15 protein-coding genes are annotated in these 23,655 nt (G+C 57.4%); 8 read left to right on the top strand and 7 right to left on the bottom strand.

Features of this window, described 5'->3' with window-relative positions:
* Positions 1 to 190: 190 nt before the first annotated feature.
* The 4 genes from yfaE to ubiG all read right to left on the bottom strand — a co-directional run bounded on the left by yfaE (position 191) and on the right by ubiG (position 5,035).
* Positions 191 to 445, bottom strand: coding sequence for a class I ribonucleotide reductase maintenance protein YfaE (gene yfaE, locus HMPREF3142_RS24585; RefSeq protein WP_002913017.1), 255 nt, complete (start codon positions 443 to 445; stop codon positions 191 to 193).
* Positions 445 to 1,575, bottom strand: a complete 1,131-nt coding sequence (gene nrdB / locus HMPREF3142_RS24580) for a class Ia ribonucleoside-diphosphate reductase subunit beta (protein ID WP_004140835.1) — start codon at positions 1,573 to 1,575, stop codon at positions 445 to 447. The genes yfaE and nrdB overlap by 1 nt, the downstream gene beginning before the upstream one ends.
* A gap of 101 nt (positions 1,576 to 1,676) precedes the next feature.
* Positions 1,677 to 3,962: a class 1a ribonucleoside-diphosphate reductase subunit alpha gene (gene nrdA / locus HMPREF3142_RS24575; protein ID WP_008803972.1), complete on the bottom strand. Its 2,286-nt coding sequence runs from the start codon at positions 3,960 to 3,962 to the stop codon at positions 1,677 to 1,679.
* A gap of 344 nt (positions 3,963 to 4,306) precedes the next feature.
* Positions 4,307 to 5,035 carry a bifunctional 2-polyprenyl-6-hydroxyphenol methylase/3-demethylubiquinol 3-O-methyltransferase UbiG gene (gene ubiG / locus HMPREF3142_RS24570; protein WP_008803973.1) on the bottom strand — a complete coding sequence of 243 codons (729 nt, stop codon included), beginning with the start codon at positions 5,033 to 5,035 and terminating at the stop codon, positions 4,307 to 4,309.
* A gap of 146 nt (positions 5,036 to 5,181) precedes the next feature.
* On the opposite strand from ubiG, the gene gyrA reads away from it, so the two are divergent.
* Positions 5,182 to 7,815: a DNA topoisomerase (ATP-hydrolyzing) subunit A gene (gene gyrA / locus HMPREF3142_RS24565; protein WP_008803974.1), complete on the top strand. Its 2,634-nt coding sequence runs from the start codon at positions 5,182 to 5,184 to the stop codon at positions 7,813 to 7,815.
* Between the two features lie 131 nt (positions 7,816 to 7,946).
* Positions 7,947 to 10,787 (top strand): two-component system sensor histidine kinase RcsC, encoded by a 2,841-nt coding sequence (rcsC, locus tag HMPREF3142_RS24560; RefSeq protein WP_032755032.1) that lies wholly within the window; start codon positions 7,947 to 7,949, stop codon positions 10,785 to 10,787.
* Between the two features lie 45 nt (positions 10,788 to 10,832).
* On the opposite strand, the gene rcsB is transcribed toward rcsC, so the two are convergent.
* Positions 10,833 to 11,483, bottom strand: a complete 651-nt coding sequence (gene rcsB / locus HMPREF3142_RS24555) for a response regulator transcription factor RcsB (RefSeq protein ID WP_004201684.1) — start codon at positions 11,481 to 11,483, stop codon at positions 10,833 to 10,835.
* Positions 11,484 to 11,498: 15 nt separating this feature from the next.
* Positions 11,499 to 14,156 (bottom strand): phosphotransferase RcsD, encoded by a 2,658-nt coding sequence (gene rcsD / locus HMPREF3142_RS24550; protein WP_048268643.1) that lies wholly within the window; start codon positions 14,154 to 14,156, stop codon positions 11,499 to 11,501.
* Positions 14,157 to 14,927: 771 nt separating this feature from the next.
* On the opposite strand from rcsD, the gene HMPREF3142_RS24545 reads away from it, so the two are divergent.
* From HMPREF3142_RS24545 to mgtE, 6 genes are all read left to right on the top strand, one after another.
* Entirely contained in the window at positions 14,928 to 16,019 is a 1,092-nt protein-coding gene (locus HMPREF3142_RS24545) for a porin OmpC (RefSeq protein ID WP_008803977.1), read from the top strand.
* A gap of 103 nt (positions 16,020 to 16,122) precedes the next feature.
* On the top strand, positions 16,123 to 17,175 hold the full coding sequence (gene apbE, locus HMPREF3142_RS24540) for an FAD:protein FMN transferase ApbE (RefSeq protein WP_070612816.1): 1,053 nt from the start codon (positions 16,123 to 16,125) through the stop codon (positions 17,173 to 17,175).
* A gap of 73 nt (positions 17,176 to 17,248) precedes the next feature.
* Positions 17,249 to 18,313: a bifunctional DNA-binding transcriptional regulator/O6-methylguanine-DNA methyltransferase Ada gene (gene ada / locus HMPREF3142_RS24535; protein WP_023340559.1), complete on the top strand. Its 1,065-nt coding sequence runs from the start codon at positions 17,249 to 17,251 to the stop codon at positions 18,311 to 18,313.
* Positions 18,313 to 18,966 carry a DNA oxidative demethylase AlkB gene (alkB, locus tag HMPREF3142_RS24530; protein WP_016161572.1) on the top strand — a complete coding sequence of 218 codons (654 nt, stop codon included), beginning with the start codon at positions 18,313 to 18,315 and terminating at the stop codon, positions 18,964 to 18,966. The genes ada and alkB overlap by 1 nt, the downstream gene beginning before the upstream one ends.
* A gap of 74 nt (positions 18,967 to 19,040) precedes the next feature.
* Positions 19,041 to 20,684, top strand: a complete 1,644-nt coding sequence (locus HMPREF3142_RS24525; RefSeq protein ID WP_070612814.1) for a multidrug ABC transporter permease/ATP-binding protein — start codon at positions 19,041 to 19,043, stop codon at positions 20,682 to 20,684.
* 155 nt (positions 20,685 to 20,839) lie between these two features.
* Positions 20,840 to 22,276 carry a magnesium transporter gene (gene mgtE, locus HMPREF3142_RS24520; RefSeq protein WP_012541001.1) on the top strand — a complete coding sequence of 479 codons (1,437 nt, stop codon included), beginning with the start codon at positions 20,840 to 20,842 and terminating at the stop codon, positions 22,274 to 22,276.
* On the opposite strand, the gene HMPREF3142_RS24515 is transcribed toward mgtE, so the two are convergent.
* The gene (locus HMPREF3142_RS24515; RefSeq protein WP_074188486.1) at positions 22,239 to 23,399 is read right to left on the bottom strand and encodes a SulP family inorganic anion transporter; all 1,161 of its coding nucleotides are present in this window, start codon (positions 23,397 to 23,399) and stop codon (positions 22,239 to 22,241) included. The two genes, mgtE and HMPREF3142_RS24515, sit on opposite strands and share 38 nt — an antisense overlap.
* Positions 23,400 to 23,655 lie beyond the last annotated feature (256 nt).

Raw genomic sequence — 23,655 nt, 5'->3', positions numbered from 1 at the left:
GCGACTGGCCGCCCTCTGTGCGCTCCCTGCGCCACGGAAAACATATTGCATAAAAATTAACCGGGAGCGCAATATCCTCTGAAGCGACACGCGATAAACGTTTTTCTCAAGCGAAAAAGTTGCAAACCGATAACAGTATCTACGAACTGCGGTTTTGTAGGTCAGGTAAGCGTAGCGCCACCTGACAAGACTACATCTCGATCTCAATATCGCCTTTCGCCCGGCAGCAGCAGGGCAAAATTTCCCCCGGCTGGATAAAGGCCAGCGGCTCGGTCAGCCAGTCAACCTGGCCGGAAACCAGACGCGTGCGGCAGGAACCGCAATAGCCTTCGCGGCACTGATACTCGACGTCGATATTATGCGACTCCAGCGCCGCCAGCAGGGAAGGATGTTCATCCTGACACTCAAGGCGAGTGTCAGAGATTTTCAGGAAAATCCGCTTCATTACAGCTGGAAGTTGCTCAGGTCGTCGGCATCGACTTCAGAATCGATCTGGCCGACGAGATACGAGCTGACCTCTACTTCCTGCGGCGCCACCTGGACGTTATCGGAGACCAGCCAGGTGTTGATCCATGGGATTGGGTTGGAGCGGGTCTGGAATGGCAGATCGAGGCCCACTGCCTGCATGCGGATATTGGTGATGTACTCGACGTACTGGCAGAGAATATCTTTGTTCAGGCCGATCATCGAGCCGTCGCGGAACAGATAGTCCGCCCACTCTTTCTCCTGCTGCGCCGCCAGCACGAACAGGTCATAGCACTCCTGCTTGCACTCTTCGGCGATTTCCGCCATCTCCGGATCGTCGCTGCCGGAGCGCAGCAGGTTCAACATATGCTGGGTGCCGGTCAGGTGCAGCGCTTCATCGCGGGCGATCAGGCGGATAATTTTGGCGTTACCTTCCATCAGCTTGCGCTCGGCGAAAGCGAAGGAGCAGGCGAAGCTAACGTAGAAGCGGATCGCTTCCAGCGCGTTGACGCTCATCAGGCACAGATAGAGTTTCTTTTTCAGCTCGCGCAGATTCACGGTCACGGTTTTGCCGTTGACGGTGTGGGTGCCTTCGCCCAGCAGGTGCCAGTAGCTGGTCATTTCGATCAGCGAATCGTAATAGTGAGAGATGCCTTCCGCACGTTTCTGGATCTGCTCGTTGGTCACGATATCGTCGAACACGGTCGCCGGATCGTTGACGATGTTGCGGATGATATGGGTGTAGGAGCGTGAGTGGATGGTCTCGGAGAAGGCCCAGGTTTCCACCCAGGTTTCCAGCTCCGGGATGGAGATCAGCGGCAGCAGCGCGACGTTCGGGCTGCGGCCCTGGATGGAGTCGAGCAGCGTCTGGTACTTCAGGTTGCTGATGAAAATATGTTTTTCATGTTCCGGCAGCGCCTGGTAGTCGATGCGATCGCGCGAAACGTCAACCTCTTCCGGACGCCAGAAGAAGGAGAGCTGCTTTTCAATCAGCTTTTCAAAGATGTCATATTTTTGCTGATCGTAGCGGGCCACGTTAACCGGCTGGCCAAAAAACATCGGTTCCAGCAGCTGATCGTTTTTCGTCTGTGAAAAAGTGGTGTATGCCATTGAAGTGAGTCCTGTTGAAATGTATTGCCCGGCGGTACTACGTTGGCCGGGCCTACACAATCGTAGGCCGGGTAAGCATCGCGCCACCCGGCAAAAATAACTTAGATCTTACAAGCGCCGCTTTCGCAGCCGTCGTCCTGGATGGACGGGGCCAGGTCATCCTGAGCGTCTTCTGCGCCATCACGGGTGTTGTGATAGTACAGCGTTTTGACACCGAATTTATAGGCGTTGAGCAGGTCTTTGAGCAACTGCTGCATCGGCACTTTTCCGGACGGGAAGCGCGTCGGATCGTAGTTGGTGTTGGCAGAGATCGACTGGTCGATAAACTTCTGCATGATACCCACCAGCTGCAGATAACCGTCGTTGTTCGGCATTTCCCACAGCAGCTCATAGGCGTTCTGCAGATTTTCGTAATCCGGCACCACCTGGCGCAGGATACCGTCCTTGGACGCTTTGATACTGACGTGGCCGCGCGGCGGCTCAATGCCGTTGGTGGCGTTGGAGATCTGCGACGAGGTCTCGGACGGCATCAGTGCGGAGAGCGTGGAGTTACGCAGACCGTGGGTTTTAATGGATTCGCGCAATGCTTCCCAGTCGAAGTGCAGAGATTCGCTGACGATGCCGTCCAGGTCTTTCTTATAGGTATCGATCGGCAGGATACCCTGCGCATAGGTGGTTTCATTGAACCACGGGCAGGCGCCCTGCTCGATAGCCAGCTCGTTGGAGGCCTTCAGCAGGTAGTACTGAATCGCTTCGAAGGTTTTGTGCGTCAGGTTGTTGGCGCTGCCGTCGGAGTAGCGTTTGCCATGCTTCGCCAGATAGTAAGCGAAGTTGATCACGCCGATGCCCAGCGTACGACGCCCCATTGCGCCGCGTTTGGCGGCCGGGATCGGGTAATCCTGATAGTCCAGCAGCGCATCCAGGGCACGCACCGCCAGCACCGCCAGCTCTTCCAGCTCGTCTAGGCTGTCAATCGCGCCGAGGTTGAAGGCCGACAGGGTGCACAGCGCGATTTCGCCGTTTTCGTCGTTGACGTCTTCCAGCGGTTTGGTCGGCAGGGCAATCTCCAGGCACAGGTTAGACTGACGCACCGGGGCGACTACCGGATCGAACGGGCTGTGGGTGTTGCAGTGGTCGACGTTCTGGATGTAGATGCGGCCGGTAGAGGCGCGTTCCTGCATCATCAGCGAGAACAGCTCAACGGCTTTAATACGCTGCTTGCGAATGCTGTCGTCCTGCTCGTACTGGGTGTACAGGCGCTCAAACTCGTCCTGATCGGCAAAGAAGGCGTCATACAGGCCCGGGACATCGGAAGGGCTGAACAGGGTAATGTCGCCGCCCTTCAGCAGACGGGTGTACATCAGCTTGTTGATCTGTACGCCGTAGTCCATATGACGAACGCGGTTGGCGTCGGTACCGCGGTTGTTTTTCAGCACCAGCAGGCTTTCCACTTCCAGATGCCACATTGGGTAGAAGAGGGTCGCCGCGCCGCCGCGAACGCCGCCCTGCGAGCAGGATTTCACCGCGGTCTGGAAATGTTTGTAGAACGGAATGCAACCGGTGTGGAAGGCTTCGCCGCCGCGGATCGGGCTGCCCAGCGCGCGAATGCGCCCGGCGTTGATGCCGATCCCGGCGCGCTGGGAAACGTATTTCACAATCGCGCTGGAGGTGGCGTTGATGGAATCCAGGCTGTCGCCGCACTCGATCAGCACGCAGGAGCTGAACTGACGGGTTGGGGTGCGCACGCCGGACATGATTGGCGTCGGCAGCGAGATTTTAAAGGTCGATACCGCGTCGTAGAAACGCTTAATGTAGTCCAGACGGGTTTCGCGCGGGTAGTTCGAGAACAGACACGCGGCGACCAGAATATAGAGGAACTGTGCGCTCTCATAAATTTCGCCGGTAACGCGGTTTTGTACCAGATACTTGCCTTCCAGCTGCTTAACGGCTGCGTAGGAGAAGTTCATGTCGCGCCAGTGGTCGAGGAAACCGTCCATCTGCTGGAACTCTTCTTCCGTGTAGTCTTCCAGCAGATGATGATCGTATTTACCCTTCTCGACCATCTTCACCACGTGATCGTAGAGCGCCGGCGGCTCAAACTGGCCGAAGGCTTTTTTACGCAAATGGAAAATCGCCAGACGCGCGGCGAGGTACTGGTAATCCGGCGCGTCGCGGGAGATCAGATCCGCAGCGGCTTTAATAATGGTTTCGTGGATGTCCGCGGTTTTGATGCCGTCATAGAACTGGATATGAGAGCGCAGCTCTACCTGGGAAATCGAAACGTTATTCAGTCCTTCTGCCGCCCAATCCAGTACGCGATGGATTTTGTCGAGATTGATGCGCTCGGTGGTCCCGTCGCGCTTTGTCACCAGCAGACTCTGATTCATGTGGATTTTACCTGTCCGTGAAAGAAAATATCCCCCGTTTATCCACAGAAGGCCGTTGTGACTAACTCTGTGGATAAATACTATATGTAGGGGGTTGTCGATAAAAGAAACGCTATATGGTGAGTATTTTAGTAAGGAATCTTTTGAGTACAAGGGTTGATTTTGACGTTAAATTGAGGTTGCGGAAGGGTAATAATCCGCAAGTCCACGTCGCATAAGGCCTGGAGAAGAAGTCAATAAAACAGAAAAAAAAATGAAAATTTGATCGAGTGCTGATTTCTTCATCGGAAGAAATAATCACGCGGCTTGATGCCGCGCAATCATCATAAGCGCAGGTGCTGACCTCAGTCCTGTTTGGCGGTGGTATGCAACATATAGTTAACATCAACCCCCGGCGCTAACTTGAAGGTGTTGGTCAGCGGATTGTAATGCAGACCGATGATATGCTGCTCTTTCAGAGTTGTCTGATCTACCCAGCTCAGCAGCTCGGCCGGTTTGATAAACTTCTTCACATCATGAGTGCCCTTAGGCACCATCTTCATGACATATTCCGCACCGACCACCGCCATCAGCCAGGCCTTGCCGTTGCGGTTGATGGTGGAGAAGAAGACCTGGCCGCCGGGCTTCACCAGCCGCGCGCAGGCATGCACCACCGACTGCGGGTCGGGCACGTGCTCCAGCATCTCCATACAGGTCACGACGTCATACTGCTGCGGATGCTTCGCGGCATGTTCCTCAACCGTTTCCTGAACATAGTCCACCTGAATACCGCTCTCCAGGGCGTGCAGCTTCGCGACCTGCAGCGGTTCGGCACCCATGTCCAGTCCGGTGACCGTCGCACCTTCGCGCGCCATGCTCTCGGCGAGAATGCCGCCGCCGCAGCCGACATCGAGGACTTTTTTACCGAACAGGCCGCCGGAGCGTTCGGCGATATAACCCAGCCGCAGCGGGTTGATGCGGTGGAGCGGTTTGAACTCGCCCTCCAGATCCCACCAGCGCGAGGCGACGGCTTCGAATTTGGCGATTTCAGCATGATCGACGTTAGGGGCTACCGACGTTTTTTCGGCATTCATGGGCGCTTTTACTCCTTTTCTGTTCAGACCTGCGAGTATATCAGCAGCGCGCCATGAATAAACCGTATTGCTTTACCTCTATTAGCGCGGCTGTGTTATAATTTGCGACCTTTGAATCCGGGATACAGTAGAGGGATAGCGGTTAGATGAGCGACCTTGCGAGAGAAATTACACCGGTCAACATTGAGGAAGAGCTTAAGAACTCTTATCTGGATTATGCGATGTCGGTCATTGTTGGCCGTGCGCTGCCGGATGTCCGAGATGGCCTGAAGCCGGTACACCGTCGCGTACTTTACGCCATGAACGTATTGGGCAATGACTGGAACAAAGCCTATAAAAAATCAGCCCGTGTCGTTGGTGACGTAATCGGTAAATACCACCCGCACGGCGACTCCGCGGTATACGACACCATCGTTCGTATGGCGCAGCCGTTCTCGCTGCGTTACATGCTGGTGGACGGCCAGGGTAACTTCGGTTCCATCGACGGCGACTCCGCCGCGGCGATGCGTTATACCGAAATTCGTCTGGCGAAAATCGCTCATGAGCTGATGGCCGATCTTGAAAAAGAGACGGTCGATTTCGTCGACAACTATGACGGTACGGAGCGTATTCCGGACGTCATGCCGACCAAAATTCCTAACCTGCTGGTGAACGGCGCCTCCGGGATCGCCGTAGGGATGGCGACCAATATACCGCCGCATAACCTGACGGAAGTGATCAACGGCTGTCTGGCGTATGTTGACGATGAAGACATCAGCATTGAAGGGCTGATGGCGCATATTCCAGGCCCTGATTTCCCGACCGCCGCCATTATCAATGGCCGTCGTGGCATTGAAGAGGCCTACCGCACTGGTCGCGGTAAAGTGTACATCCGCGCGCGCGCGGAAGTGGAAGTGGACGCGAAATCCGGCCGCGAAACCATCATCGTGCACGAAATTCCGTATCAGGTGAACAAAGCGCGCCTGATTGAGAAAATCGCCGAGCTGGTCAAAGAAAAACGCGTGGAAGGCATCAGCGCGCTGCGTGACGAGTCTGATAAAGACGGGATGCGCATCGTGATTGAAGTGAAGCGCGATGCGGTAGGGGAAGTGGTGCTCAACAACCTCTATTCCCAGACTCAGCTGCAGGTCTCCTTCGGCATCAACATGGTTGCTCTGCACCATGGTCAGCCGAAGATCATGAACCTGAAGGACATCATCGCCGCGTTTGTACGCCACCGCCGCGAAGTGGTGACCCGTCGTACGATTTTCGAACTGCGCAAAGCGCGCGACCGGGCGCATATCCTCGAAGCGCTGGCCGTTGCGCTGGCCAACATCGACCCGATTATCGAACTGATCCGTCGCGCGCCGACCCCGGCAGAAGCGAAAACGGCGCTGGTTGCCCAGGCGTGGGATCTCGGTAACGTTGCGGCGATGCTGGAGCGCGCCGGTGATGACGCCGCGCGTCCGGAATGGCTGGAGCCAGAGTTCGGCGTGCGCGACGGTAAATACTATCTGACCGAGCAGCAGGCTCAGGCGATTCTGGATCTGCGTCTGCAGAAACTGACCGGCCTTGAGCATGAAAAACTGCTCGACGAATATAAAGAGCTGCTGGAGCAGATCGCGGAACTGCTGCACATTCTCGGCAGCGCCGATCGTCTGATGGAAGTGATTCGCGAAGAGCTGGAACTGATCCGCGACCAGTTCGGCGACGAACGTCGTACCGAAATCACTGCCAACAGCGCTGATATTAACATCGAAGATCTGATCAACCAGGAAGACGTGGTGGTCACCCTGTCGCATCAGGGCTATGTGAAGTATCAGCCGCTGACCGACTACGAAGCACAGCGTCGTGGCGGTAAAGGCAAGTCAGCAGCGCGCATTAAAGAAGAAGACTTTATCGACCGCCTGCTGGTGGCTAACACCCATGACACCATCCTCTGCTTCTCGAGCCGTGGCCGTCTGTACTGGATGAAGGTCTATCAGCTGCCGGAAGCCAGTCGCGGCGCGCGCGGTCGTCCGATCGTCAACCTGCTGCCGCTGGAAGCCGATGAGCGTATCACCGCCATCCTGCCGGTCCGCGAGTACGAAGAGGGCGTCAACGTCTTTATGGCGACCGCCAGCGGTACCGTGAAGAAAACCGCGCTGACCGAGTTCAGCCGTCCGCGTTCCGCCGGTATCATCGCGGTCAATCTGAACGAAGGCGATGAGCTGATCGGCGTCGATCTGACCTCTGGTCAGGACGAAGTGATGCTGTTCTCCGCGGCCGGTAAGGTTGTGCGCTTCAAAGAAGACGCCGTTCGCGCCATGGGCCGTACCGCCACCGGCGTACGCGGCATCAAGCTGGCGGAAAACGACAGCGTCGTCTCGCTGATTATTCCGCGCGGCGAAGGCGCGATCCTGACGGTAACGCAAAACGGTTACGGTAAACGTACCGCAGCGGCGGAGTATCCGACCAAATCGCGTGCCACTCAGGGCGTTATCTCGATCAAAGTCACCGAGCGTAACGGCTCCGTCGTGGGCGCCGTGCAGGTGGATGACTGCGATCAGATCATGATGATCACCGACGCCGGGACGCTGGTTCGTACCCGCGTTTCCGAAGTGAGCATCGTGGGCCGTAACACCCAGGGCGTGATCCTCATCCGCACCGCGGAAGATGAAAACGTGGTGGGTCTGCAGCGCGTGGCAGAGCCGGTGGACGACGAAGAACTGGATGCCATCGACGGTAGCGTAGCGGAAGGCGATGACGATATCGCCCCGGAAGCGGATACCGATGACGACATCGCCGAAGACGAAGAGTAATCGTCCCAGGTAAATGTTCTGAAAGGGCCGGGTATTCTCCCGGCCCTTTTTGCATTAAGATTGCGGCAAAGCCGGTTTACCGCTACTTTAACCCCATTCTGTTGAGTCCCTGACGGCCGAGCATCGCCACATTGAAATATCTTGCCTCGTTTCATACAACCCTGAAGGTTTCACGTTATCTGTTCAGAGCGCTGGCGGTATTACTGTGGCTGCTGATTGCGTTTGTCTCTGTGTTCTATATCGTCAATGCCCTGCACGAGCGGGAAGCCGAGATCCATCAGGAGCTCAATCTCAACGCCGACCAGGCCCAGCGCTATATTCAGCGTACGGCGGACGTGATTAAAGAGCTGAAGTACGTCGCCGGTAACCGCTTGTCGGCAGGGGACGCGGTAGCGCAAGGGCAAAACGGCGATATCGCGGTGCCCAACTTTGAACCCCTGTACCCAGATTCCGACTGCAGCGCGATGAGCAGCACCTGGCGTAATTCGCTGCAATCACTGGCGTGGTTTATGCGCTACTGGCGGGATAATTTTACCGCTGCCTACGACCTTAACCGCATCTTTCTCATTGGCAGCGATAACCTCTGCATGGCCAACTTTGGCCTACGGGACGTGCCGATTGAGCGCGATCAGGCGCTGAAAGTCCTGCATCAGCGCATTGAGCAATATCGCAACGCGCCGCAAAACGAGCGCGGCAACAACCTGTTCTGGATAAGCCAGGGCATGCGCCCCGGCGTGGGCTACTTTTATGCCCTGACCCCGGTCTATATGGCCAACCGTCTGCAGGCGATGCTCGGCGTGGAGCAGACCATCCGTATGGAGAGCTTCTTCACGCCAGGCAGTTTGCCGATGAGCGTGACGATTTTTGACGATAACGGCCAGCCGCTGATCTCGTTGGCCGGCGCGGAAGGCAAAATCCAGAGCGAAGCGAAGTGGATGCAGGAGCGGATGTGGTTTGGCTACAGCGCAGGTTTTCGCGAGCTGGTGCTGAAAAAAAGCCTGGCGCCGTCCTCCTTAAGTATCGTCTATTCCGTTTCGGTGGACCAGGTGCTGGAGCGGATCCGCATGCTCATCATCAACGCCATCATTCTCAATATTCTGACCGGAGCAATGCTGTTTGCGCTGGCGCGAATGTATGAGCGGCGCATTTTTATCCCGGCGGAAAATGATGCGCAGCGACTGGAAGAGCATGAACAGTTCAACCGCAAAATCGTGGCCTCAGCCCCGGTGGGGATCTGTATTCTGCGCACCGTCGACGGGACCAATATTCTCAGTAACGAGCTGGCGCACAACTACCTGAATATGCTGACCCATGAGGATCGCCAGCGGCTGACGCAGATCATCTGCGGCCAGCAGGTCAACTTTGTCGATGTGCTGACCAGCAACCATACCAACCTGCAGATTAGCTTTGTCCATTCGCGTTATCGCAATGAAAACGTCGCCATTTGCGTGCTGGTGGACGTTTCCGCCCGCGTGAAAATGGAGGAGTCGCTGCAGGAGATGGCCCAGGCGGCTGAACAGGCCAGCCAGTCGAAATCGATGTTCCTTGCGACCGTCAGCCATGAGCTGCGTACCCCGCTATACGGCATCATCGGTAACCTCGATCTGCTGCAGACTAAGGCCCTGCCGAAGGGCGTTGATCGCCTGGTGACGGCGATGAACAACTCTTCCAGCCTGCTGCTGAAAATCATCAGCGATATTCTCGATTTCTCGAAAATCGAGTCTGAGCAGTTGAAGATCGAGCCGCGGGAGTTTTCCCCGCGCGAAGTGATGAACCATATCTCTGCTAACTATCTGCCGCTGGTGGTACGCAAGCAGCTGGGTCTGTACTGTTTTATCGAGCCGGATGTCCCGGAGCAGATGTCCGGCGACCCGATGCGCCTGCAGCAGGTGATCTCTAACCTGCTGAGCAATGCGATCAAGTTCACCGACACCGGCTGTATTATCCTGCACGTCCAGTGTGCGGGGGATTATCTGCAGATCAGCGTCCGCGATACCGGGGAGGGGATCCCGGCGAAAGAGGTGTTGCGCCTGTTCGATCCCTTCTTCCAGGTGGGGACCGGCGTGCAGCGAAACTTCCAGGGCACCGGCCTTGGCCTGGCGATCTGTGAAAAGCTGATCAGCATGATGGATGGCGATATCGCCGTGGAAACGGAGCCGGGGATGGGCAGCCGTTTTACCATCCGTATCCCGCTGTATGGCGTGCAGAACACACCGCAGGTGACGGCGGACGGTTTCGCAGGCAAGACCTGCTGGCTGGCAATTCATAATACCTCGCTGGCGATGTTCGTCACGTCGCTGCTCAGCTATCACGGCCTGACGGTACGCCGCCATGCCGGAGAAACGCCGGACGCCGACGATGTCTTGCTGACTGACGATGAAGCGCAGAGGGGCTGGCAGGGGAGTGCGATGGTCATCTTCTGCCGCCGCCATATCGGCATCCCGCAGGAGCGAGCGGCCGGAGAGTGGCTGCACAGCGTGACGACGCCGCATGAACTGCTGCCGCTGCTGGGGCGTATTTTCCACGTCGCCCTCGCCAGCGCGGAGAATAGCCGGGCGCTGATGGCGCCGGACGCGCAGATCGGTAATAACGACGACATGATGATCCTCGTGGTCGACGATCACCCGATTAACCGCCGTCTGCTGGCGGATCAGCTGGGATCGCTCGGCTACCAGTGCGTGACCGCTAACGACGGGGTCGACGCGCTCAACGTACTTAGCAAACAGCATATCGATATCGTGCTCAGCGACGTCAACATGCCCAATATGGATGGTTATCGTCTGACGCAGCGCATTCGTCAGCTTGGCCTGACGCTGCCGGTGATCGGCGTCACCGCCAATGCCCTGGCGGAAGAGAAGCAGCGCTGTCTTGAATCGGGGATGGACAGCTGCCTGTCCAAGCCGGTCACCCTCGACGTGCTGAAGCAAACGCTGACGGTGTATGCGGCGCGGGTACGTAACGGGCGGGAATAACGGGGAGCTCCGTCTCGCCGGGGCGAGACGGAGAAAACACAGGGATTACTCTTTATCCGTTGAACTCAGCGAGACGGAGGAGAGGTAGTTCAGCAGCGCAATGTCGTTTTCCACGCCCAGCTTCATCATTGCCGACTTCTTCTGGCTACTGATGGTTTTGATGCTGCGGTTGAGCTTTTTGGCGATCTCGGTCACCAGGAAGCCTTCAGCGAACAGACGCAGCACTTCGCTCTCTTTCGGCGACAGGCGTTTATCGCCATAGCCGCTGGCGCTGATTTTTTCCAGCAGACGAGAGACGCTTTCCGGTGTGAATTTCTTCCCTTTCTGCAGCGCGGCCAGCGCTTTTGGCAGGTCGGTCGGCGCTCCTTGCTTGAGAACGATCCCTTCGATATCCAAATCCAGCACCGCGCTGAGGATCGCCGGGTTGTTGTTCATGGTCAGAACAATGATCGACAGATCCGGGAAGTGGCGCTTGATGTATTTAATCAGCGTGATCCCGTCGCCGTATTTATCACCGGGCATGGACAGATCGGTGATCAGCACATGGGCGTCCAGCTTCGGAAGATTGTTGATAAGGGCCGTGGAGTCTTCAAACTCGCCAACGACGTTCACCCACTCAATTTGCTCAAGTGACTTACGAATACCGAACAGTACGATCGGATGGTCATCGGCAATAATTACGTTCATAGTGTTCATGTATAAGGCTACCTTCTACAGCAAGCTCTTGACGTAAGCGTCAATGTCGCTGATATATTTTTCTATGCCTTGCGCATCCTTTTCGCGAATCAGATGCTCAAGCGTTTCACATAACTGCTTGCCGGGTATCAGATTAAGCATAGCAAATGCCCCTTTGAGGCGGTGGGCGGTTTGCGCCAGAGCAGCAAAATCGCCCGCTTCGATTTCAGTATACAATCTCTGAACATCATCCGGTACCGTATCGGCAAACAGTGCGTAATAGCCGCTGGCATGGAGTTCGGCGTTACTCTCGTTTCCTGAGGTGGCGGGCTGAACCGCCTCCTCCGCCAGCTGCTGCTCAATAAGCTGCAGGATAGCCTCCTGCATCGCCGTGCTAATATTAAAGTTGACCCGCAGTTGTCCCGGGCCGATCTTGCGTATCCCGACCTCATCATCGCTTAAAAGCAAGCCCGAAGCAGTAAGATTAGACGGATTATCCGTTAAATACAGATCGAACGCTTGACTTGTCGCCCGATCGTCCGGCGTGATGCACGACGCCCCCCAGCTCTCCAGCTGGCGGGTGACAATCCGCCGCACTTCACTGGAAGTCACATCCAGCAGGACGATAACGTCATCCAGCAGATGTTCGCCCGCCTCTGGCGCCTCTTCGCTGGCCGGCATTTTCAGGTGCAGGGTATAACGCGTTCCCAGCGACTCCCGCGCTTTGATGGTCAACTGCCCACCCAGTTTGCGCGTCATGCGGTCGCACAGCCAGAAGGTGAGGGCGTTCGCCTTGCCGTACAGATCGCTCTGGGTCTCGTTGAGATACGGGAAGTGCAAATTGTCGATCTCGTTTGCCGAGACGCCGTTGCCAGTATCCAGAATGCGGAAGGTCAAACGATCGCTGGCCGACTCGTCCTGGCAAACGTCGAGGGTGATCTTGCCGATAGGCGTGGTGGTGATGGAATACTGGATTAACAGCACCAGTGTGCGTCGCAGGGCTTCACGGTCACCGTAGCGCTGCTCACCGGCAGGAAGTGCGTTATTGATCAGCAGCTGCAGACCTTTGCGCTTCATCGCCGGCAGAACTTCCGGTACAACGTCATCGATCAGTTCCTGAACCGAGAACAGCGCCTGGCTGGTTTTCCAGGTGTCGCTTTCCAGCAGATTGGCGAGCTGAATGTCATCGATCAGTTTGACCAGCTCATCGGCATGCTGCGCCAGCGTCCGGTTCTCTGCGCTGTCGAGCGCCGCCGCCTCTGCCGCCAGGTTCAGCGCGGGCTGCTTCAGGGCGCTGCCAATATGCTGCATAAAGGCCGCCCGCCCCTGCTGGTTTTTCTCATACAAGCGCTGGGCCTGCTTGAGCTTTTTATTGACCAGCACTTCGCGGTCCTGGTCTCGGATAATCAGGATCTGCGTGCGTGGTGCTACCTGGCTGCGATACTGGCGGATTTCATACTGCTCATTATTGACGGTTGCCTGAATCACCCCCTGATGCTGGTCCGCCATATTGGTGATGTTCTGCAGATTCAGGTGCGGAAGCAGATGGTCGGCAATAGGGTTGCTGATAAGGGTTCGGTTGGCTTCCTGATCGTGAACCAGTAGCCCCAGCGGCAGCAAAGAAACAATTTCTTCATTTATAGCGCGTAGCAGACGCAGTTCGCTGTTGGCGGCGGAAGGGAGCCCGGCGCCAGACGGACTGCTGCGTCCTTTAAAGTGACGAAAGGTGGTAAAACCAAACAGCGCCAGCGCCAGCAGGCCAATGTTGAGCAGCAGCGGCAGAAGAATATTCTGCAGGGCGGCCAGCAGCATGCTGCTCAGCGGTACCGTCCAGAGCAACTGCATACCGGTAGTGCTGATATCGGTGGCGATGTCGATCTGCATGCCGTTAAAGGTGATCCCGATATGGTCGGTCGTCTCTTTGTCAGGATTGGTGGCAAGGTTTTGCGACGGGTCTGGCTCGATACGGAAGCTGTCCAACGCCATGCCCGGCGGGATCAGATCGTTAATCGGCAGGTCGAAAGCGACCACCGTGGCCAGATGTCCAGGCTGGTTGAAGGTGGTGCGTAACGTAAAGTAGTGCGCGTTCTGCCAGGCGAGATGGCGCAGCGGCGAGAAGGTCTCGCGCTCATCAAGGGTATTGGCCTGCAGCAGCATCTCCGCGCGCCGGGATTCCACGACGCTACTGATCGTTGACTCTTTAAAGCTTGAGGAGAGGTCCTTCAACGGGAGGGTTGAGACCAGAATCAGGCTATTATCCAGACCATTGAGATAGTACATCGACCATGGGATGGTTTCCGCACCCCACAAAATATCGAGATAATCGGACATTTTCTGCGTCATCTCGAGGGTCGAGCTATCGTGGGAGCCAAAAATCAGCGCTTCGGTTTTACGCCGGGGCTTCTCAAGGTAGTAGACGTCCTGTTTTAAACGCGTCTCCTGCAAGCCACCGCTCGCAGCGTTAGCCGAGGTCGCGGCGATATTGTCGTAGATCTGCCAGGTGGCATAGCGCCAGGTGTCAATGCGCTGGTGCAAGGCGTGGGAGACATCAACCACCTGATAGCTCTTCTCTTTCAGCCAGGCATTGACGGCACTTTGAATCATCACCCCCATCGTCGCCAGCAGGACAATAACCATCAAAATGAAGAAGCGGCTGATGTTGCCGGGGATCAGGGAGAATTTTTTCGGGGTCATCTTGTGGCTGAACGACTCATCATTGTTTGTAAACAGGATGTAGCGCCAGAGTAACTGGCAACAAAGCAGATGCTGCAGGCAGTATAAAGGCTAATGGCGTAAATCCATACTACAGAATGGTGCCAGCGGCGCGATACTCTCCAGGAATTATCTTAGAATCGAAGCGGAAATGAAACCGCGCCAACAACGCTGACCAGTCGCGATATTGACAAAGTACAGGCGGAAGAATCGCACGAAATAACAAGACATTGGCTGAATAAGGGCAATTGACAGGCTAATTGATTGATTAATAGTCGTTAGGGAATTTTTTGCCGTAGCACAGATAAATTAAAGTTGTGTAAAGAAGGGTAAAAAAAACCGGATGCGAGGCATCCGGTTGAAATAGGGGTAAACAGACATTCAGAACTGAATGACGGTAATAAATAAAGTTAATGATGATAGCGACTGTTATTTTAGTCACCAATGATAGTTTTGTTTTACCATTCAGTGCTATAGAGTTATTTGTGTGTATGTGATTGATTGTGAACCAATAAATATTTTTTTTGATTATTAGTGCGTATTTCCCAGACCATTTTGTGGTGCAAAAAGTTCCGCCATTTTTACAAATTGAAACATCTTGTGGGCATTTTGAAACATCTTAGAAGTTTTAGTATCATATTCTTGTTGGATTATTCTGCATTTTGCAGCACAATGAAATAGCCGACTGATTAGAAGGGTAATCAGTAAGCAGTGGCATAATAAAAGGCATATAACAAACAGAGGGTTAATAACATGAAAGTTAAAGTACTGTCCCTCCTGGTACCGGCTCTGCTGGTAGCAGGCGCAGCAAATGCGGCTGAAATTTATAACAAAGATGGCAACAAATTAGACCTGTACGGTAAAATCGATGGTCTGCACTACTTCTCTGACGACAAGAGCGTAGACGGCGACCAGACCTACATGCGTGTAGGCGTTAAAGGCGAAACTCAGATCAACGACCAGCTGACCGGTTACGGCCAGTGGGAATACAACGTTCAGGCGAACAACACTGAAAGCTCCAGCGATCAGGCATGGACTCGTCTGGCATTCGCCGGTCTGAAATTTGGTGACGCGGGTTCTTTCGACTACGGTCGTAACTACGGCGTGGTATACGACGTAACGTCCTGGACCGACGTTCTGCCGGAATTCGGCGGCGACACCTACGGTTCTGACAACTTCCTGCAGTCCCGTGCTAACGGCGTTGCAACCTACCGTAACTCTGACTTCTTCGGTCTGGTTGACGGCCTGAACTTTGCTCTGCAGTACCAGGGTAAAAACGGCAGCGTCAGCGGCGAAGGCGCGACCAACAACGGTCGTGGCGCGCAGAAACAGAACGGCGACGGCTACGGTACTTCTGTAACTTATGACATCTTTGATGGCATCAGCGCTGGTTTCGCATACTCTCACTCTAAACGTACCGACGATCAGAACAACCTGGTTCTGGGTAACGGCGACAACGCTGAAACCTACACCGGTGGTCTGAAATACGACGCGAACAACATCTACCTGGCCACTCAGTACACCCAGACCTACAACGCGACCCGCGCCGGTTCCCTGGGCTTTGCTAACAAAGCACAGAACTTCGAAGTGGTTGCTCAGTACCAGTTCGACTTCGGTCTGCGTCCGTCCGTGGCTTACCTGCAGTCTAAAGGTAAGGATCTGGAAGGCTACGGCGACCAGGACCTCCTGAAATATGTTGATGTTGGCGCGACCTACTACTTCAACAAAAACATGTCCACCTATGTTGACTACAAAATCAACCTGCTGGACGACAACAGCTTCACCCGTAACGCCGGTGTTTCTACCGACGACGTGGTTGCACTGGGCCTGGTTTACCAGTTCTAAGTCGCAAGCTGCACAAGAAAAAGGCGCCTCTGGCGCCTTTTTTTATGTCTGGTTTAACCTCGCTGGTATACTCTTGTCGCCCTGGTAAGAGGAGCCTCGACTAATGGACATGACTTTCTTTCGCGCCGCACTGCTGGGCGCCTGCGTACTGCTCTCTGGCTGCGATTCAGCTACCACCCCTGCGATCCCTGCTTCGACGCCCACCGTGCTGGATGGCAAAACCATGGGCACCTTCTGGCGGGTCAGCGTCATTGGCGTGGATGAGGCAAAGGCCGAGGCGTTGCGCGCCAAGGTTCAGGCCCAGCTGGATGCCGACGATCGCCTGCTCTCGACCTGGAAAAACGACTCGGCGCTGATGCGTTTCAACCACGCGGCGGATACCCGGCCCTGGCCAGTGAGCGAAGCGATGGCGGACATCGTGACGCTGTCGTTGCGGATTGGCGCCAAAACGCACGGCGCGATGGATATTACCGTGGGGCCGCTGGTCAATCTGTGGGGCTTTGGCCCGGATAAACAGCCGGTCACCACCCCGGATGCCCAGGCGATAGCCGCGGCGAAGGCGCGCACCGGCCTGCAGCATCTGCAGGTTATCAATCAGAGCGGCAGGCAATTCCTGCAAAAAGATATCCCCGATCTGTTTGTCGATCTCTCCACGGTGGGGGAGGGCTATGCTGCCGATCACCTCGCGCGATTGATGGAGCAGGAGGGGATCTCCCGCTATCTGGTGTCGGTAGGCGGGGCGCTGGTGAGCCGCGGGATGAACGGCGAAGGCAAGCCCTGGCGGGTGGCGATCCAGAAACCGACTGACCGGGAAAACGCCGTCCAGGCGATTGTCGACATCAATGGTCACGGCATCAGCACCTCCGGCAGCTATCGCAACTACTATGAACTCGATGGCAAACGTATCTCGCACGTCATCGATCCGCAGACCGGGCAGCCGATAAGCCATAAGCTGGTCTCCGTGACCGTCATTGCGCCAACGGCGCTGGAGGCGGATGGCTGGGATACCGGACTGATGGTGCTCGGGCCGGAAAAAGCGCAGCAGGTGGTGCGCGAGCAGGGGCTGGCAGTCTATATGATCGTCAAAGAGGGCGAGGGGTTTAAAACCTGGATGTCGCCACAGTTCCGCACCTTCCTCGTCGGCGAGAAAAATTAAAAAGCAAGATTGCGGGTTTTTTGCTGCGGGCGTCGCCGCAGACTGAGGATACACTTACAGCAGGAGCCTCGTCATGAAACCGATAGTTGCCGATACCGATGACCGCCGCTGGCAGGCGGTCTGCGAACGTGATACCCGGGCCGATGGTCAGTTTGTCTTTGCGGTACTGACCACCGGCATCTGCTGCCGCCCTTCCTGCCGCTCGCGTCGTGCGCGGCGGGAAAACGTGCGCTTTTTTGCCGACGTCGCCGCTGCCGTGGCGGCGGGGTTCCGCCCCTGCAAACGCTGCCAGCCGGATAAAGACGATCCGCAGCAGCAAAGGGTCGACAAAGTGGCGCAGGCCTGCCGGTTGCTGGAGCAGGACGCGCCCCTGACCCTTGAGGCGCTGGCTCGTGAGCTGGCGGTCAGCCCGTTTCATTTCCACCGTTTGTTTAAATCCGTCACCGGTATGACCCCCAAAGCGTGGCAACAGGCGTGGCGCGCCCGACGTCTGCGGGAAGCGCTGGAGCAGGGGAACACGGTGACCCGCGCCGCGCTGGCGGCCGGTTTTCCCGACAGCAGCAGCTATTATCGTCAGGCCGATGCGGCATTAGGTATGACCGCCCGTCAGTTTCGCCGCGGCGGCGCCGCCACCGTGGTGACCTGGACCACGGGCGACTGCGCGCTGGGCCGCTGTCTGGTGGCGCAGAGTGAGCGTGGCGTTTGCGCCGTTCTGCCGGGCGATAACGATACGGCATTGCTCGACGACCTGCGCCAGCGCTTTCCCAACGCCGAGTTGCGCCAGGGCACCCCTGAGTTCCGTCGCCAAATGGCCGAGGTTTTCGCCCACCTCGACGACAGCCGGCGGCCGGTATCGCTGCCGCTGGATCTGCAGGGCACCGCCTTTCAGTTGCAGGTCTGGCAAGCGCTGCGGCAGATCCCGGCGGGCGAGACCCGCAGCTACCGCCAGGTGGCAGAGCATATTGGTCTGCCACGAGCAGCAAGAGCGGTGGCTGGCGCCTGCGCGGCGAATTCGCTGGCGGTGATCGTTCCCTGCCATCGGGTGGTACGGGAGGGCGGCGCGCTGTCCGGTTATCGCTGGGGAACGGCGCGGAAAGCGCAGCTGCTGGCACGCGAGGCCCAACACGAGGAGGAATAATGCTCGATCTGTTTAGCGATACGCCACCGTGGCAGGAGCCGCTGGCACCCGGTGCGGTGGTGCTCCGACGCTTCGCCCGCGAGCGCGCCCCGGCGCTGCTGCAGGCGATTGCCGATGTCGCTCGCCAGTCGCCATTTCGCCAGATGGTCACGCCGGGCGGATACACCATGTCAGTCGCCATGACCAACTGCGGTGCGCTGGGCTGGACCACCGATCGCTACGGCTACCTGTACGACCCGGTCGACCCGTTAACCGATCAAACCTGGCCGCCGATGCCTGCCGTATTCCGCGAACTGGCCCTGGCGGCAGCCGCCGCCGGCGGCTATCCGAACTTTTCCCCCGACGCCTGTCTGATTAACCGCTATCAGCCGGGCGCAAAACTGTCGTTGCATCAGGATAAAGATGAACAGGATCTGCGGGCGCCGATCGTCTCGGTCTCGCTGGGTCTGCCGGCCATCTTTCAGTTTGGCGGGTTGCAACGCAGCGACCCGCTACAGCGGCTGCTGCTGGAGCATGGCGATGTGGTGGTCTGGGGCGGCGAGTCGCGTCTGTTTTATCATGGTATTCAGCCGCTGAAAGCGGGTCATCACCCTGAAACGGGCGACTGTCGTTACAACCTCACTTTTCGGCAGGCGGGCAGTCGCCAGTATTAAAATAAGAATTATTCTTGATGTCATCGGCGAGCCGTTTAAACTGCTGGCTGTTTTGCTTTTCCGGATAGCCTGTTATGGAACTTCTCTCTCTCGTCTGGCGTCAGTATCGCTGGCCGTTTCTCGGCGTGATTGCCCTCAGTCTGCTCAGCGCCGCGCTGGGTATCGGCTTAATCGCCTTCATTAACCTGCGCCTGATTACCACTGTCGATACCTCGCTGCGGGTCCTGCCGGAGTTTCTTGGCCTGCTGGGGCTGCTGATGGCGGTGACGCTGGGCTCCCAGCTGGCGCTGACCACCCTCGGCCACCATTTTGTTTATCGCCTGCGGGGCGAATTTGTTAAACGTATCCTCGATACTCAGATTGAACAGGTGGAGAAGATCGGCAGCGCGTCGCTGCTTGCCGGGCTGACCAGCGATATCCGTAACATCACCATCGCCTTTGTGCGCCTGCCGGAGCTGGTGCAGGGGATCATTCTGACCTTCGGCTCTGCCGGCTATCTGGCCTGGCTGTCAGGCAAAATGATGCTGGTGACGGCGCTGTGGATGGCGCTCACCATCTGGGGCGGTTTTGTGCTGGTGTCGCGGGTGTACAAACATATGGCCAGCCTGCGCGAAACGGAAGATAAACTGTATCACGACTACCAGACGGTGCTGGAGGGGCGCAAAGAGCTGACCCTCAATCGCGAGCGCGCGGAGTATGTGTTTAATCAGCTCTACCTCCCGGACGCCCGGGAGTATCGGCACCATATCGTTCGCGCCGATACCTTCCATCTCAGCGCGGTTAACTGGTCGAATATTATGATGCTTGGCGCCATCGGGCTGGTGTTCTGGATGGCCAACAGCCTCGGCTGGGCCGATACCGCCGTGGCGGCGACCTATTCCCTGACGCTGCTGTTTCTGCGCACGCCGCTGCTCTCCGCCGTCGGCGCGCTGCCCACCTTGCTCAGCGCCCAGGTGGCGTTTAACAAGCTGCGCCAGTTCTCTCTCGCCCCATATCAAGCCGAATTTCCCCGGCCGCAGGCGCATCCTGACTGGCAGACGCTGGAGTTGCGCGATGTCACTTTCCATTATCCGGACCAGCGCTTTGCGGTAGGGCCGCTTAACCTGACGCTGAAACGCGGCGAGCTGGTGTTTCTGATCGGCGGCAACGGCAGCGGCAAGTCAACCCTGGCGATGCTCCTGACCGGCCTGTATCAGCCGGTTTCCGGTCAGATCCTCGTGGACGGCCAGCCGCTGGCGGCGGATAAACCGGAGGAGTATCGCAAACTGTTCTCCGCGGTGTTTACCGACGTCTGGCTGTTTGACCGCCTGCTCGGGCCGCAGGGAGAGGAGGCCGATCCGGCGCTGGTGGCAACGTGGCTGGAGCGCCTGCAAATGGCCCACAAGCTGCAGCTGGAGAACGGGAAAATCGCCGACCTCCGGCTGTCGAAAGGGCAGAAGAAGCGCGTGGCGCTCCTGCTGGCGCTGGCCGAGTCCCGGGACATCATTCTGCTGGATGAATGGGCGGCGGATCAGGATCCGCATTTCCGCCGCGAGTTCTATCAGGTGCTGCTGCCGCTGATGCAGCAGATGGGGAAAACCGTGTTCGCCATCAGCCATGACGATCACTATTTCCAGCACGCCGATCGCCTGCTGGAGATGCGTGCCGGCCAGCTGTCCGAGCTCACCGGGGAGGAGCGGGCGCAGGCTTCCCGCGATGCGGTGGCCCGTACGGCCTGATGCTCGCCGCGAGCCCGGGGGAAAAGCCGGGTGCCGCGCCGCTGAAATTTTCAGCGACTACATTGCTGGCGGTTATTATTTCCCCCTCCTCGCGCTATGCTTAAGGCTTCCGGCCCGCAGGCCGGCTCACTATTCTCAAAAGGATTGCCCGATCGATGTCCGTTTTGCATAAAAAAAGCGCCCGCTTACGTGACGAAGAGCGCGCCCGTCTGATTTGGCTCTTGAGCACCGATAAAGCAGTGACCTCTGCGCTGCTGGGCAAACTGACGCTGGCCGAACGCTATGATGAAGGCACGCTGGCCGATGACCTGGCGGAAGTCGAGATCCTGGTCTCGCATCTGCCGCCGCCGGATCTCGCCGATGCGCTGGAAGCGCTCCCCTATGACGCCCGCACCGCGCTGTGGTGCCTGGTGCCTGACGATAAACGTGGCGAAGTGCTGCTGGAAGCCTCAGAAAACGTCTGGGGCGACCTGATCGACAAGATGAGCGACCCCGAGCTGCTGCAGGCGATGCAGCCGCTGGATATCGATGAACAGGTTTACCTGCTGCAGCATCTGCCGCGCAACCTGACCGGACGGCTGCTGGCGACCCTGCCTGCCGAGAAGCGTGCCCGTATTCGCCAGATTATGCGCTACGCCGACAACAGCGTCGGGTCGATCATGGAGTTTGAGGTCATTACGGTGCGACCGGAGGCCACGCTGGCAGCGGTGCAGCGCTATCTGCGGCGTCTGGGTAAAATGCCGGAAAACACCGATAAGCTGTTCGTCACCACCCGTAACAAGCTGCTGCTCGGCGAGCTGGAGCTGCAGACCATTCTGCTCAACGATGCGCAGAAGCGGGTAGGGGAGGTGATGGAGGGCGATCCGGTCACCTTTCAGCCGCACGAAGAGGCGGAGAAGGTGGCGCGCACCTTCGAACGTGATGACTTACTCAGCGCCGCCGTCATTGATGCCGACGGCAAGCTGATCGGGCGACTGACCATCGATGAGATCGTCGATGTGGTCTATGAAGAAACCGACAACGATCTGCGCCGGATGGGGGGCCTGAGCGATGAAGAGGATGTCTTCGCCCCGGTCAGCAAGGCGGTGAAAACGCGCTGGGCGTGGCTGGCGGTCAACCTGTGTACGGCGTTTATCGCTTCCAGGGTCATCGACGGCTTCGAACACACCATTTCACAGCTGGTGGCGCTGGCCTCGCTGATGCCGATCGTCGCCGGGATCGGCGGCAATACCGGCAACCAGACGATCACCATGATCGTCCGGGCGATGGCGCTACAGCAGATCCAGCCCGGCAGCTTTACCTTCCTGATCCTGCGTGAAATGGGGGTCGCCCTGATTAACGGCCTGGTATGGGGCGGGATTATGGGGGCCATTACCTGGTGGCTGTATGACGATCCGCAGCTCGGTGGGGTGATGACGCTGGCCATGATGCTCAACCTGCTGATGGCGGCGATGATGGGCGTGATAATCCCGATGGTTATGGTGAAGCTGGGGCGCGACCCGGCGGTCGGCTCCAGCGTGATGATCACCGCTATCACCGACACCGGCGGCTTCTTTATTTTCCTTGGTCTGGCGACGCTGTTTCTGATGTAGCCTGCGCCTTCGTGCGCAGGCGGCGGGGGATGAGCGCCATGGCGACGATCCCCGCCAGCACGCCGATCGCCAGATTGCTGGTTCCCACCGTTGCGGCGACGGTCACCAGCATCACCAGCGTTTCCGGCCACGGATTACGCGCCAGTTCGCCCGGGCGAATACTATGCCAGCTAAAGGTTTTCACCGCCACAATCACCATCACCCCTGCCAGCACCGCCATCGGGATCTGCGCCATCACCTGGCTGAGCGCTGTCACCAGCAGGAGCAGCACCAGACCGGCGATCACCGTTGAGAGACGGCTGCGGGCTCTGCCCATCTCCACGTTAACGATGGTCTGGCCGATCATCGCGCAGCCGGCGATACCGCCATAACAGCCGGCAAGGATATTAGCGATACCCAGCCCGGCGCTTTCCCGCGATTTGTTCGACGGGGTATGGGTGAGATCGTCCACCAGCTTAGCCGTCAGCAGGGACTCCATCAGACCGACAAAGGCGATACTGAGGGCGCACGGCCAGATAATCTGCAGTGTCGCCAGGTTCAGGGGGACGGTCAGGGCAGTGAATCCCGGCAGGCCGCCGCTCATCGAGCCTTCATCGCCGACGGTGGGCAACTGCTGGCCAGTGGTGACGGTATAGAGAGTGAGCGCGACAATGGCGATCAGTGGCGCCGGGACGGCCTTAATGAAGCGCGGCGCCCAGAGGACGATAAGCAGCGTCAGGACGAACAGGCCGACGATCAGCGGCTGGCGACTCCAGAAGTGCGGTACCTGAGCAAAGAAAATCAGGATCCCGAGGGCATTGACGAACCCGGTCATCACTGCCGGGGGAATAAAACGCATCAGGCGCGCCATGCCGCACAGACCAAACAAAATTTGAATCATACCCGCCAGAATGACCGCCGGCAGAATGTAGCCCACGCCGTACTGATGCACCATTGGGCCAATGACCAGCGCCACCGACCCGGCAGCAGCCGTCACCATTGCCGGGCGCCCGCCGAGGACCGACATCGCCAGGCAAAGCACCACCGAGGCAACCAGGCTGACCTGCGGGTCAACGCCGGCAATGACCGAAAACGAAATAACTTCAGGGATTAACGCCAGGGCGGTAAGCACGCCGGCCAGCACTTCGCGCGTCAGTAACGACGGGGAGCGGAGGATGGGGCGCAGATTGCCGGAAGCGGCGGGGTCAGAAACTGGGGGCATAAAAAAAGTTCGCAGCTTATAAAAAAGAGGGAGCGGTGGCAGGCCCTGCTTCCGTGCGGTCTGTCACAAAACCGAGGATGATAGCGCGGAATCCCCAAGGCTACCAGTACAAAAAGTGATTTGGTGTATACATTTATTAAACATTTTTATAACGGATCTCAAAACAGAACTTAAAATT

It is taken from the genome of Klebsiella sp. HMSC16C06, from assembly GCF_001808325.1.
Lineage (GTDB): Bacteria > Pseudomonadota > Gammaproteobacteria > Enterobacterales > Enterobacteriaceae > Klebsiella > Klebsiella variicola.
The sequence above is the reverse complement of the archived record's forward strand: the minus strand, read 5'-3'. Positions and strand labels throughout refer to the sequence as shown.

Excerpts from the sequence above, each read along its gene's own strand:
- yfaE (WP_002913017.1), bottom strand. The coding sequence starts at position 445 with ATGAAGCGGATTTTCCTGAAAATCTCTGACACTCGCCTTGAGTGTCAG.
- nrdB (WP_004140835.1), bottom strand. The coding sequence starts at position 1,575 with ATGGCATACACCACTTTTTCACAGACGAAAAACGATCAGCTGCTGGAA.
- nrdA (WP_008803972.1), bottom strand. The coding sequence starts at position 3,962 with ATGAATCAGAGTCTGCTGGTGACAAAGCGCGACGGGACCACCGAGCGC.
- ubiG (WP_008803973.1), bottom strand. The coding sequence starts at position 5,035 with ATGAATGCCGAAAAAACGTCGGTAGCCCCTAACGTCGATCATGCTGAA.
- gyrA (WP_008803974.1), top strand. The coding sequence starts at position 5,182 with ATGAGCGACCTTGCGAGAGAAATTACACCGGTCAACATTGAGGAAGAG.
- rcsB (WP_004201684.1), bottom strand. The coding sequence starts at position 11,483 with ATGAACACTATGAACGTAATTATTGCCGATGACCATCCGATCGTACTG.
- rcsD (WP_048268643.1), bottom strand. The coding sequence starts at position 14,156 with ATGACCCCGAAAAAATTCTCCCTGATCCCCGGCAACATCAGCCGCTTC.
- HMPREF3142_RS24545 (WP_008803977.1), top strand. The coding sequence starts at position 14,928 with ATGAAAGTTAAAGTACTGTCCCTCCTGGTACCGGCTCTGCTGGTAGCA.
- apbE (WP_070612816.1), top strand. The coding sequence starts at position 16,123 with ATGGACATGACTTTCTTTCGCGCCGCACTGCTGGGCGCCTGCGTACTG.
- ada (WP_023340559.1), top strand. The coding sequence starts at position 17,249 with ATGAAACCGATAGTTGCCGATACCGATGACCGCCGCTGGCAGGCGGTC.
- alkB (WP_016161572.1), top strand. The coding sequence starts at position 18,313 with ATGCTCGATCTGTTTAGCGATACGCCACCGTGGCAGGAGCCGCTGGCA.
- HMPREF3142_RS24525 (WP_070612814.1), top strand. The coding sequence starts at position 19,041 with ATGGAACTTCTCTCTCTCGTCTGGCGTCAGTATCGCTGGCCGTTTCTC.
- mgtE (WP_012541001.1), top strand. The coding sequence starts at position 20,840 with ATGTCCGTTTTGCATAAAAAAAGCGCCCGCTTACGTGACGAAGAGCGC.